The following is an 11,837-nucleotide window of genomic DNA, read 5'->3' on the forward strand; positions in this document are numbered from 1 at the left end:
CGTGGACCGGATTACCGTCGTCGTCGATACACGGGAACAGGAGCCCTACGCCTTCGGTGCCAGCTGTGAAGTGGTCCGCCGAGCACTTCCAGCCGGAGACTACTCGATTGAAGGATTCGAAGACTCTGTGGCGGTGGAGCGAAAAACCCTCGAGGATTTCGTTTCCACCGTTATCCGCCAAAGAAAGCGGTTTTACAGGGAGCTTCAGCGTCTCGAAGAGTACGAAGCCGCGTGCGTTGTGGTCGAATCCGACCTGCGTGATGTCTTGACCGGACGTTACCGATCAGGAGCCCATCCAAACGCGGTCCTTGGAACCGTCATTTCCATCGTCGTCGACTTCCAAATCCCGGTCTTCTTTTGCTCCGACCGGCAAGTCGCCTGCCGGTTTGTGGAGGAATTCCTATTGCGATTTTACCGGAAGGTATCGAGACGATGCGAAGAAAAACAACCAGTGATCAAATAACCATACGCGGTCGCGTCGAAGCTGTGTTTTACGCCGGGCCGCGGTTTTCAGCGGGCAGACTGGCAACCTCCTCCGGCGAGGATATCCAATTCGCGGGCCTGCTGTTTGTGCGTGAGCACGAACCGGTTGTCCTCCGCGGCCACTGGATCACCCATCCCAAGTACGGGCGTCAATTCGATGTCGAGGCCATGGAGTATGACCTCGAGCTGGATACGGACGGACTTGCCCACTACCTGGCTAATCATCCGGAGATCAAAGGCATCGGACCGGTCAAGGCGCGACTTATCGCCGAGCGTTTCGGAAAGGATTTAGACCAGGCGCTCATTGAACGACCGGAGGCTGTGGCAGAAGCTGCGAGACTCTCGCTGGCTGCGGTAGAAAGGCTACGTGATGAATGGCGAAAGACCAGGGAGGTCAATAAAGCGATCACTTGGCTGGCCGCTTTCGGTCTGACCCACCACCAGGTGGCAAGCCTGGTCAAGAAGCTCGGTAACAACGTTCTCGGCATGCTCAAGGCCGATCCTTACCTCATTGTTCGGGAGGTGCGCGGCTTCGGATTCAAACGAGTCGACAAGATCGCCCGCAAGATGGGCACGCCCAAGGAGCATGACACTCGCATCCGGGCAGGGTTGCTTCATTGTGTTGAAGAGTCCCTCAATGACGGTGACTGCTGGGTCGAGTACGAGGAATTGGTTGACCGGGCGAACACGCTGCTTGTCATGGATGTGCTTGACAGCCGTGAACGGATCGAAAAGTCGCTGGACTCACTCATAGAGGACAGCTCGCTCTCGTGTATCTCCTGGGGTGGACGGTTCCTCGTGGCAAAACCCGAGATTCGCCGAATGGAAGAGGATCTGGCGGCGACTCTCGCAAAGGGGAAACAGGCAAATCCCCACTTCGACGATGGGGATGATCTGCGATCACTGATTTCACGAGTAGCACCGCAACTCAACCAGGGTCAGCGGGATGCCGTTTACACCGTTTTAAAAAACTCCATTTCCGTCATCTCCGGCGGTGCCGGCAGCGGCAAGACATTCACCGTTTCATCCGTAACCAACATATTCGAGGAACACGAGCTTCGAGTGGTCCTGGCAGCACCGACCGGAAAGGCGGCCAAGCGACTTGAGCAAGTCGTCGGACACTCCGCGAGCACCATCCACCGGCTGTTGGGATTTAACGGCAAGACATACGCGCGAGGCCCTGAAGACCCTATCGACGCCGATGTCATCATCATCGACGAAGTCTCGATGGTTGATATTCCGCTGGCCTGGCATTTGTTCAGAACCATCGACCTTGAGCGCACAGCGGTGGTTCTCGTGGGAGACCATAACCAGCTGCCCCCGGTGGGACCGGGGAATATGCTTCGGGATCTCACTCAGTCACGAGCCGTTCCGATGGTTCTGCTGGACACGGTTGTGCGACAAGCGGGAGTGCTCAAGGAAAACTGTATTGCCGTCTTGAGCGGAGAGGTGCGCAAGACCAGCGAGCCGGAAGATTCCAATCGCCGAGCATGGTATGTGGTGGATCAGTTCACGGATCAGACGGACGCGCAACGCTTCCTCCTCGAGCTGTTTGAAAATGTACTGGATAAACGGCTGCGTTACGACCTTCGGGAAGACGTCCAGGTACTGACGCCGACACACAAGGGTCCGCTCGGGACCAAATCACTCAACTCAGAACTCCAGCGGTTGATCCAAAAGAAACTCTGGGACGTTGAAGCACCGGTTCCGAAACCGGGCCGAAGACCAAAGTTCCTGCTCCACGACAAGGTGATCCAAACCCGGAACAATTACGACCTCGGTGTGATGAACGGTGCGATGGGCAACGTGATCCGTATAGACCGAGACGGTTCAATGGCCATCGAATTCGATGGCGTGCCGGTAGATATCGAATCGGGCTCGCCGAATATGCAGGACCTGCAGTTGGCTTACGCGCTCACGATACACAAGGCCCAAGGCTCAGAATTTCCGTGCGCCATTGTTGTGGTCCATAAAGCGCATTCGTTTATGCACCACCGCAACCTTTTATATACCGGCGTCACCCGAGCCAGAAAAACAGCCGTAGTCATTGGAGACCGGTGGGGAATACAGAACTGCGCCCGAAAGCGCCGGCAGGATGAACGAAAGACATTCCTTTCGCTGTTGCTTACACCCGACCAGGCTGGGCCCCTAAACGATCCGGCTGTTTCGGTTGAGCTGCAGATATGAAAACCAGTGGAAGCGGAGCCGGAATGGCATCGGAGCAACCAAACAACGTCAAGGAGTATTATCGACTCGTCACCGGGATAGACATCGGCCTCGTGGCAAGAGAGCTTCTGGGTGGCAGAGTCGTGCAGGAGTCTGCCAACCTTCTGCAGTGCGATTGTCCGAACCATAAGAGCCAGTCTCACCGGTCGCTTCATGTCATGCTGGACAAGCAGGGATGGTACTGTTTCGGCTGCGGCTTGGGCGGCGATGTGCTGCAGTTGGTGGAGTTCATCAACGACTGCGTGGTAACGCGGGGTCAATCCGGTCCCATGCCGGAAAGCCACCAGGGAGCCCGCGATTTCCTGGCCGTCAAGGCGGGTCTCCCTTCGTTATCAAGCTATGGATTGTCTCCGGAGCAATTGGCGGAAGCTGAAGCGGCGCGGAGTCTGGAGCTGCGTGTTCAATCCGCACTGACCGACCTCGCTTTGTTCTATCACCAACGGCTCAAGGAAAACCCCGAGGTCCTTCAATGGCTCCATTCTCAGTACGGGATCACGGATGAGACCATTGAGAACCTGCTTATTGGCTATGCGGACAATAATGGAGATACGGAAAGCTGTGAAGGTGTCATCGCCACACTGACCAATAAGAAACATGGCTTCAGCTTGCGGGAGCTGTCCGCGACCGGCGCGTTCCGTCCGACCGGTCAGGACGGCCTTTTCCCATTCTTTGAAAAACGGATCGTTTTCCCGTATTGGAGCCGCGGTCGCGTGGTCTTCATGATCGGCCGTAAAACGCCGTGGACTCCGGACCGGAACTGGGAGCATGGCAAATACAAGAAGCTACCGGTCCATAATGACAGTTCGAATAAGCACATCGCCCCGTGTATCAACAACGGCTACCTCTTCAACGAAGATTGTCTGCTCGCCAACCCTGAGCGGTTGATTATCACCGAGGGCGTCACCGATTGCATTTCGCTCATGGAGCATGGGTTCGCAGCGGTGTCGCCGGTCACGGTTCGTATCCGGGCCGCCGACTGGGAACGGCTGCTGCCGCGCCTTCGCAGCGTCAAGACCGTCTATATCTGCCAGGACAACGAGATATCCCAGGCCGGATTGCACGGTGCGCTTAAAACCGCGTTCGTTCTTGCCGGGCACAAGATCCAAACCAAGCTGGTAGTCTTACCCCTCGATGAGCATCGGGAAAACGCACGAAAAGAGCTCAAAGAGCGCTTCGGCCTGGATACCGCGGTGGGTCCGCGAGATCTCACCAAGCGTCTTGCCGGACGTCCGGAAAAAGAGATCAAGGAAGCTGAAGAACTTCTGGCCGCGGCCAAGATCGATGTCAACGACTTCTTCGCCTCCGGGCACACTGAGGTGGATTTCGAGGGACTGATCGCTGAGTCGAAAATGCCGCTGGAGTTCGGGATTTCACGCCTACCCGCTGACGTGTCCGAAGAGGAAAGGAACCGGTCACTCGAGTCGGTGTTACACGAAGTGGCGCAGCTTGTTCCTCTGGAGCAGAACCGGTATTTGAAACTCATCCAGGAGCATTTCGGAAAATCCAATCTCTCTCTCGCTGTTCTGCGCGACCAGATTCGCGTCTTGCAAAAGGAAAAACGCGCTCAGGCCAAGCAGGAGAAGAAACGGGAGAAACGGACGCCAAGCGCCCCTGCCGGCTCCTGCCGGGCCAGAATAAAGCAGATCATGTTTGAAACGGAGGAGGAATCCGGCTCGCCGGATTATCCCCGCGTGGCCGAGGCCGCTTACGATTGGTTCGCCGCCAATGGAGCCCGTTTCTTTCGCACGCCCCAGGGCGAGCCGTTCATGTTTTTCGAGGACGCCATATTCTGGATGGACACCCCGGACCGCGGACGCAAGAGGCTCTACTCCTCGGTCATCTACAAACATACAGGGCTTGTTCAGACCACCGGCGGCGGCCGGACATTCTACGAGGTGCTGGCGAACCTTGCCGTCGAGCGAGGCCCGGTACGGGACCACTTTTCGTGGCTGCACACCAACGTGGGCGACTGCACGGTGTATTTCAACCTCAATAATCCCAACCATGAGATAGCCAAGATCACACCGGGTGGCATCGAGATACTCAAAAACGGCGGAAACGCCGACGGAGTGATCCTGGACGGCTCCCGCAAGCTGGAGCCCATTTGTTTTCTGCCTGACGCTGACCCGGACGAGGCCGACCAATTGCTGAGCGAACTCATTCTCGGCAATATGACCTGTCCACCGGGCGACCGTTACCTGATCCTATCCTGGTTGTCCTGTTTTTTGCTCATCGACTTCGCCGGGACACGACCGATGACACGCTTCGAAGGTCCGGCCGGTTCGGGTAAAACCACAGCCAGCAAACTGATATCGGCTATGCTGTACGGTGAGCCCCAGCAGAAGAAAAGCACCGATGCGGCCAATTACACTGACGGTTCGCAGAATCCGCTCATCGTCCTCGACAACATTGAAGTCAAACAGATGACCGAGGACCTGACCACCTTCATCCTCACCAGTATCACGGGCATCGCCAAGGAAAAGCGCAAGAGCGGCACCGACACCGAGACTGTCATCGAGCGTACCAAGTGTCTGCTGAACACCACCGGCATCGAACCACTTGGAGGCGAATTGGCTGAGATCCTCTCCCGTTCCTTTATCATCCGCTTCGACCTGGACGAACAGGCCAGCGACTGTTTTCTGGAAGCCAAGGTTCTGGCAGCCATTCGCGAACACCGGGCTCTAATTATCTCGGCGCTGATGAAACGAACACAACAGATTCTGGCCATGATCAACGAAGGGGGGCAGGAGAAGGTCATGCGTCTTCTTCACAAGACTCTGGGTAATCACGGCAAACGCCGCTGCAACGATTATCTCAGCCTGATGTATTTGATGATGCTGGCCGGTGAACCCCAGGAAGAGATCGACCAGGCGCTTGAAACCATGCCCCAGCAGTTTCTCGACCGGATCGCTTCACTCAACAGAATCAGCATGGAAACAGCCCGGGAATCAAATCCTATCGCCACGGTCCTGGCCGCACTCTTCAAGGCTTACCGCCACGCGTTGGAAGCCGATCAGGAAAGTACCGCGCTCAATGTGGCAAAGACCAACAAGGCCGCCTTCCTTGAACGATACCAACTGGATTTTCTGGACGAGGAAACCATCAAGGGGGCCCTGGCTCGCGACCTCTTCATCGCCATCAAAAGGCTGGCCAAGGATTTCGGCCTTTCCTTCCACATGAATTCCGTCCAGCAATTCGCCCAACGGTTCTCCAACGACCTGGACACCATCCGGCAGGTCGGTTTCGACATTACGGTCAACCGGCCCAATCATTCCGTCCGTCGCACCGCCACCTACGACATCACCTACATCGCCTGATCACCTTTTCTTTCCCGGAACAATATTGCGAAGGGTACCCTTCGCATACCCCGATATACCTTCGCAGCTTTAACATCCGTCATTTCAACCAGTTGCACTGATTGTGCGAAGGTGCGAAGGGTTTCAGGAGTCCGCACTCTTCTGTCGAAAAAAATATCACACGTCTTACCTGTCAGACATCCTCCGATCTACCCGTGTTTTTTCTGTCCGTACGAGAGTAATACCCTCTATACCCTTCGCACCTTCACCTTCTATTTATCTTATCTATCTATCTTATCAATCACTTACAGCACTGCGAAGGTCCCTGCGAAGGTGTTTAGGACGGTAGGAGACCTTCGCACCTTCGCAATCCGGCGGTATCGCGTTCGCTCCGGTATGTAACGGGAAGAACAGTAAATCCCAACTTCCGGAGATGCGCCTATGAGTCTGATGAAAACAATGATCGCCCACCTCGGCAAGGAGGATGAGTGCCCCGTTCAAAGCCCTGTTCCGCAGGTCGAGGAAGTATCCGTTGTTCCAGAAGTCCTTTTCGTGGCTACCGACTTGGAGTTCCAAAAGCTCGAATGCGAAGAAGACGGAAACCGGGATATCGAATACGAAGGAAAAATCTATCGCCGTCTCGATCCTGAATATTTCGCCTGGCTTCGTTCCAGGATGGTGGCCGCAGGCAACGCTCATAAGGTCGGCAAACTATCGGACAACCGATGGAACCTCCTGCGGGAACGATTCAACCGGATACAAAAACTGGCCATTGAGGAATTCGGTGAAGACGTCCTGCAGAAGTCTATACGCGGCATGAACCCGAGGACCTACCAGGTTCCTGCCATACATCAAAAAAAGGACTGGATTTATCCCGCGGAAGAAGCCTGGAAGTGTAAGCAGCCGGTGACTTCCCGGGCCGTGGCCAAAGTGGACGCCATTCGCGATGAAGCCATGGCCTGCGGTTGGTCCGAAGCCCGGCTGTATCAAAACCAGGGACGGTTTCGGTTCCCCTGCGGCCAGGATTACGGGTTGGTCTGTTTTGTCGACGAGGACCGGGAAATCGGAGCGGTTACAAAACAATCCATCGAGATCATCCATGGTGCGAACACACCGCGTCCCAGCACGCTACGGTTCCACAACCCGGACGTTTCGCAGCCATGGTTAAAGAAAGTGGAGACTGACAAATGAAAAGATACGCCAACGCGGGAAAGATTTTGCCCAAAGAACTGCTCGAGGAGGTCCAGAAATATCACACCGGCGTGCTTTGGATTCCTTGCCCAAGCCGGTTCTACAAGGAGCGCCGTCAACTCGTCATCGCCCTTCATGAACAGGGCGTCAATACCAAGGAGATCGCCCATCTGGCCGGCGTCACCACCCGACGGGTAAATCAAATCCTTGCCGACCGCAGAAGAGCGTCCGAGATCCGACAGGTTGAAACGGCTTCCGGTAAGTAACCGTGGGGACATCCGTGAGGATGCGACAGGAGGCGAAATTCGCCTTCCGCCCCGAACCCCGAGGTGCCAAAACAGAAATCGGCGGAGATCATGGCTAACGACAAGGCTGAAAACAAGATTGGAAAACAGGATGCGGGTCAGCTCGACCGCTGGCACCGTAACGCGGCATCCGAAGAGGAGGTGCGCAGTTCGGCCAAGGCACGCGTCGGCTCGGGAGCGCTTCCTGGCAACCAGAACAGCTTGCGCCACGGCATCTATGCCGACCGGTTCCTCTCTCCCGAGGAGCGCCCGCTGTTTGAGACCATCATCGGCCAGCTCTATCAGGACTTTGTGTTCAACAAGAGCTCTGACTTCATGCAGGTCGAACTGGTGGCCGTCTACTTTCTCAAGCTGGGCCGGGCCCAGGAATCCGGGGACTGGGACGCTGCGGAGAAGCTCGACCGCATGATCCGCTGTCATCTCAAGGACCTGAAGGCCACCAAGATCGCCCGCGAGGGCGAAGCCGCCAAGGGACCGGAAACCACTCCGGCCGAATGGGCCACCGCTCTGCTGGAAAAGCTGGCCGAGTCGCAAAAGAAACCGGCCAGGAAGTCGGCCAAGAAAAAGAAAACGCAGAAATAATGTCGGATAACACCAGAGCCATCCAGAAAAGAGAGCACCAGTCACGCGGGTTTACGGCGTTTCAGTTTGCCGGAATGTCAGATAAGACGTGTTCTCTGACATTCCAAAAAGCCCAAGAACGGGAAACATCAGTCAATCGTTTTTTCCCGTCACCCATGATGCTGCGCAGTGATGATCCAATCATGCTCCAGAATTGTGTTCAGGCGCGTCACTGTGAGTCTACTGTCACTCAACACTGTCATCATCTTCCTGAAGCCTGGAACGAGAATGCGGTCCCGAAGGACCGCCGTATTCCCGGACCGGAAGACCGGTCACAGTCTTTCAATGGCGTCTTCGAGCACCCCGTCCACAAGGTGGGTGTAGATCTGGGTGGTAGACAGGTCGCGATGCCCGAGGGCGCGCTGGACAACCAGGATGTCGCCGGTTCGGCTGTAGAGGTGGGTGGCGAACGTGTGCCGCAGCGAATGCGGAGTAAGCTGCTTCTCGATCCCCGCGGCTTTGAGCCAGTGCTCGAGCCTTCGAGCAACCTGGCGCTCGGAAAGGCGTGTTCCGCGGTTAGAGACGAACAGCGCCTGACACTCCCCGTCGCCCTGTTTGCGGCGTTCTTTCAGGTAACCGCGTAGGAGGGAGCGAAGCTTGGATTTCAAGAATTTCACCTGTGGAACATCGCCCTTGGCGCGAACATGCAAATGCTTGGCGTCAAGGTCAACGTCATCGATGTCCAGGTCGACAAGCTCCTGCAGCCGGATACCGGTGCCGAGGAACAGCTCAATGACAACCCGGTCCCGGATGGCCAATGTCGAAGACCGCCCGCGAAGTTCCTTGAGCAGTCTTCGCTTCTCAGCCTCAGTCAAAAAGGATGGTGGTGTGCGTGGAATCCTGTGCAGCGTCACCGACCTGGCTGGATTCTCCGAAGCTTGGCCTGTCTCCTCCAGCCACGTGAAGAAGGACCTGACCGCCGCTTTGAAGCGGTGGAGTGAAGCCGGTGAGCGAGGCGTGTCTGAAACAGTGCGCAAAACCGCCGGTGCCGTCAACGCCTCATCGATCATACCTGTCGTCACCCCATTGACTGCAATTCCCGGATGCCGGGCCGAGAGCACCCCCGCGAAGCATTTCAGGTCTCGCATGTATGCGTTGATTGTGTTCGGCGAGCGACCATCGGCGGCGAGCCTTCTGCCGAAGGCTTCCACCGCCTGCCCAAAAGGCTCAGGCCTGGGCAGGAGTCGGAGCGGAATGTTGGCTGTGTTCGTCATTTTTCTTGTCTCCTTTCTTTACGCTCCGGCCCATGGGGGTTCCCTTGGGCAGAGGCAGTTTATCAATGCGACCGGTCTCTTTGGCCCAGATAAGGAACATGCGCAACACGCGCTTGGTCTTATCCACCGTGGGCTTGGCCCGTTCCTTTCCGTTTTGCAGTTTCAGGAGCGCATCGGATTTGAAGAATTTCCCAACGTGGGGAACGAGGATGCTGGTGAGCTTTCGCTCAGCACCGAAGAAGGCTTCGATCTGTTCGAAATCCTTTCCATAGGTGTAGAGGGTCCGCTCCGTCTTGCCCTGGGTCCTCAGATGTTCAATGTAGGCCTTCGCGGCCTCGTGCAGTTTAGATTCCATCATAATAGTACCTCCTTTTTTGTTTGTGATGGTTTATCCAAGGAATTCATCGATCTGGCTAAGCAGCTCTTCAACATGGCCAAGGTCGCCAACGTGACCCCAATGAACGGATTCCCCGGCATGCCGTCTCAGTTTCCTCTGGATGCTGACCATCAGTTTTGTGATCTCTTCCTGTTTTTTTCGATATGCCTTCTGGGCGTCTTTATTGCTGGTTCTGCGGTGCATGGCTTGTCTCCGTTATTGTTTGTAAATTTCTATAACACATTGATTTACAACGTTATTACACATCCACATACAGGCTTCGTGTGCGAAGGAAGTCAAAGCGTATTCACAGGTTACTTAAAGAATGTACAAGTATTTGCAGTGAGAGGACGGCATTCATGAAAAAGGAATTGGAGCTTATATTGCGGGCCATCGTAGTTGCGATTTTAGCAGCCTCCCTGGCCATATTAGCTGAGACGGTACCGTGGGCATTTTTTGTAGAGAGGTTGGCTTGATGGCACGGATATCCGCCAAGGACCGCAAGCTGGCTCAGACTCTGGCCGATCCCGTGCTCTGGGGTCAGGCATACCTGGGCAATCGCGACGGCAGCCAGAGAACATACTGGCCGCATCAGGTGGAGGACCTGCTTTGTCCGGACAAGAACATCATCCACCTGGATGGACGCGACGTCGGCAAGAGTGTCTGTATCGGTACCGACGCGCTCCATTTTGCTTTCACCACCCGCGGCGGCCAGGGATTGATCGCCGCACCGCACCAGGGGCATCTCGACACTATTGCCGAGGAGATCGAGTTCCAACTGGAAGCCAATCCGGATCTTATGGCCAGCATCGCTCTGACCAAATACGGCAAGCCCAAGATTCATCGCAAACCATACTTCCGGCTCGAATTCACCAACGGCACAATTCTCTATTTCCGCCCGGCCGGAGCATACGGCGACGCGTTTCGCTCGCTTCACGTCGAACGCGTCTGGGTAGACGAAGGGGCCTGGCTCACTGAGCGGGCATGGAAGGCGCTACGCCAGTGTTTGAAATCCGGAGGTAAGCTGCGAATCTACTCCACACCGAACGGGATGCGGAACAGCACATACTATCGCCTGACCACCTCGACACAGTTCAAGGTGTTTCGATGGCCCTCCTGGCTCAACCCGATATGGTCTGAGGAACGTGAAGCGGAGCTGTTGGAATTTTATGGTGGCCGGGACAGCGCCGGGTGGCAGCATGAGGTGGCCGGGGAACACGGCAAACCGTCGTATGGGGCCTTCAACATTGAATATCTGAACTTCTGCCGTCAGGAACTTCTGGAATATCAGAAAGTGGTTATCACGGGCGACGAGCTGAGTGGTTGCGATACCGAAGAAGAATCGCACGACCGACTTGAGGCGCTGCTCAACCTTGTACCCCAGACAGGCGTGTTCTGGATCGGCGGCGACCTTGGCTATACCAACGACCCGACCGAACTCGTCGTGTTCCAGGAGCTGGAACTGGGGGAGCGCAGAATCATTAAACTCGTCCTGCGTGTTCATATGAAACACGTGGCCTACCCGCACATCGCCCAGACCATCGCATTGCTGGACCGATACTACACCGCCACCGGTATCGGCGTGGATAACGGCGGCAACGGACTGGCCGTGGTGCAGGAGCTTCACACGCTGGACAAATACAAAGACCTCCTGCTGGACGGCCGATTGCGCGGCTACGATTTCGGAGGGATGACGACCTTGGCAGTGCGCGATGGGAAAGAGGTAAGAAAGCGTACCAAGGAGTTCATGACTAGCCTCATCAACGGAGCTCTCCAGCGTCGGCAGATCGTCTTTCCGGCGGAGGACCTGGAATTGGAGGATCAATTCACCACCCACACCTACACGCTGCGTGACGGCCGGGTTATCTATTCCAAAGGCAACGACCACATTATCGACGCCGTCCGCTGTGCCCTGCTGGCCCGGGAACAGGCCAACCTCGATCAGGTCGGGGAGGAGACCGTTTCCCTGATACCTATCCTGACCGATCCGGTCTTTATCTGAACCGACATCACATCCCCTCCCAACCGACGTTTCTTCCCCGCCTCCGGTAGATAACCCCAGGACAAGCTTCATCTCGCCACACGGCGCAGATGTCGCGCACACAGGCCAAGAAAACGTGAGGTT

Annotated in this window: 10 protein-coding genes; 7 read left to right on the forward strand and 3 right to left on the reverse strand. The window is 56.0% G+C overall.

What is annotated here, in order from left to right:
* Position 1 precedes the first annotated feature (1 nt).
* The 6 genes from GN112_RS15120 (at position 2) to GN112_RS15145 (ending at position 8,083) form a co-directional block, all read left to right on the forward strand.
* Complete coding sequence (locus GN112_RS15120) at positions 2–463, forward strand: ERCC4 domain-containing protein (RefSeq protein ID WP_155310976.1); 462 nt, start codon at positions 2–4, stop codon at positions 461–463.
* Positions 433–2,670: an SF1B family DNA helicase RecD2 gene (gene recD2, locus GN112_RS15125; RefSeq protein ID WP_155310977.1), complete on the forward strand. Its 2,238-nt coding sequence runs from the start codon at positions 433–435 to the stop codon at positions 2,668–2,670. Before GN112_RS15120 ends, recD2 begins: the two co-directional genes overlap by 31 nt.
* A 23-nt stretch (positions 2,671–2,693) precedes the next feature.
* Positions 2,694–6,026 (forward strand): CHC2 zinc finger domain-containing protein, encoded by a 3,333-nt coding sequence (locus tag GN112_RS15130; protein WP_155310978.1) that lies wholly within the window; start codon positions 2,694–2,696, stop codon positions 6,024–6,026.
* Positions 6,027–6,446: 420 nt separating this feature from the next.
* Positions 6,447–7,196 carry a hypothetical protein gene (locus tag GN112_RS15135; protein WP_155310979.1) on the forward strand — a complete coding sequence of 250 codons (750 nt, stop codon included), beginning with the start codon at positions 6,447–6,449 and terminating at the stop codon, positions 7,194–7,196.
* On the forward strand, positions 7,193–7,462 hold the full coding sequence (locus GN112_RS15140) for an RNA polymerase sigma factor FliA (RefSeq protein ID WP_155310980.1): 270 nt from the start codon (positions 7,193–7,195) through the stop codon (positions 7,460–7,462). The genes GN112_RS15135 and GN112_RS15140 overlap by 4 nt, the downstream gene beginning before the upstream one ends.
* Positions 7,463–7,552: 90 nt before the next feature.
* Positions 7,553–8,083, forward strand: a complete 531-nt coding sequence (locus GN112_RS15145) for a hypothetical protein (RefSeq protein WP_155310981.1) — start codon at positions 7,553–7,555, stop codon at positions 8,081–8,083.
* A gap of 311 nt (positions 8,084–8,394) precedes the next feature.
* On the opposite strand, the gene GN112_RS15150 is transcribed toward GN112_RS15145, so the two are convergent.
* From GN112_RS15150 to GN112_RS15160, 3 genes are read right to left on the reverse strand one after another with little or no spacing between them, the layout of a single operon-like run.
* Positions 8,395–9,336 (reverse strand): tyrosine-type recombinase/integrase, encoded by a 942-nt coding sequence (locus GN112_RS15150; protein WP_155310982.1) that lies wholly within the window; start codon positions 9,334–9,336, stop codon positions 8,395–8,397.
* Positions 9,290–9,694, reverse strand: a complete 405-nt coding sequence (locus tag GN112_RS15155; protein WP_155310983.1) for a hypothetical protein — start codon at positions 9,692–9,694, stop codon at positions 9,290–9,292. Before GN112_RS15155 ends, GN112_RS15150 begins: the two co-directional genes overlap by 47 nt.
* 30 nt (positions 9,695–9,724) lie before the next feature.
* Positions 9,725–9,916, reverse strand: coding sequence for a hypothetical protein (locus tag GN112_RS15160; protein WP_155310984.1), 192 nt, complete (start codon positions 9,914–9,916; stop codon positions 9,725–9,727).
* A 271-nt stretch (positions 9,917–10,187) separates the two neighbouring features.
* Between GN112_RS15160 and GN112_RS15165 the strand changes: the two genes are divergently transcribed.
* Entirely contained in the window at positions 10,188–11,714 is a 1,527-nt protein-coding gene (locus tag GN112_RS15165) for a terminase large subunit domain-containing protein (RefSeq protein WP_155310985.1), read from the forward strand.
* Positions 11,715–11,837: the final 123 nt, after the last annotated feature.

It is taken from the genome of Desulfosarcina ovata subsp. ovata (assembly GCF_009689005.1).
Taxonomy (GTDB): Bacteria; Desulfobacterota; Desulfobacteria; order Desulfobacterales; family Desulfosarcinaceae; genus Desulfosarcina; species Desulfosarcina ovata.

What these genes read in the sequence shown, in the direction of transcription:
- recD2 (WP_155310977.1), top strand. Translation starts at nt 433, where the DNA reads ATGCGAAGAAAAACAACCAGTGATCAAATAACCATACGCGGTCGCGTC.
- GN112_RS15130 (WP_155310978.1), top strand. Translation starts at nt 2,694, where the DNA reads ATGGCATCGGAGCAACCAAACAACGTCAAGGAGTATTATCGACTCGTC.
- GN112_RS15135 (WP_155310979.1), top strand. Translation starts at nt 6,447, where the DNA reads ATGAGTCTGATGAAAACAATGATCGCCCACCTCGGCAAGGAGGATGAG.
- GN112_RS15140 (WP_155310980.1), top strand. Translation starts at nt 7,193, where the DNA reads ATGAAAAGATACGCCAACGCGGGAAAGATTTTGCCCAAAGAACTGCTC.
- GN112_RS15145 (WP_155310981.1), top strand. Translation starts at nt 7,553, where the DNA reads ATGGCTAACGACAAGGCTGAAAACAAGATTGGAAAACAGGATGCGGGT.
- GN112_RS15150 (WP_155310982.1), bottom strand. Translation starts at nt 9,336, where the DNA reads ATGACGAACACAGCCAACATTCCGCTCCGACTCCTGCCCAGGCCTGAG.
- GN112_RS15155 (WP_155310983.1), bottom strand. Translation starts at nt 9,694, where the DNA reads ATGATGGAATCTAAACTGCACGAGGCCGCGAAGGCCTACATTGAACAT.
- GN112_RS15160 (WP_155310984.1), bottom strand. Translation starts at nt 9,916, where the DNA reads ATGCACCGCAGAACCAGCAATAAAGACGCCCAGAAGGCATATCGAAAA.
- GN112_RS15165 (WP_155310985.1), top strand. Translation starts at nt 10,188, where the DNA reads ATGGCACGGATATCCGCCAAGGACCGCAAGCTGGCTCAGACTCTGGCC.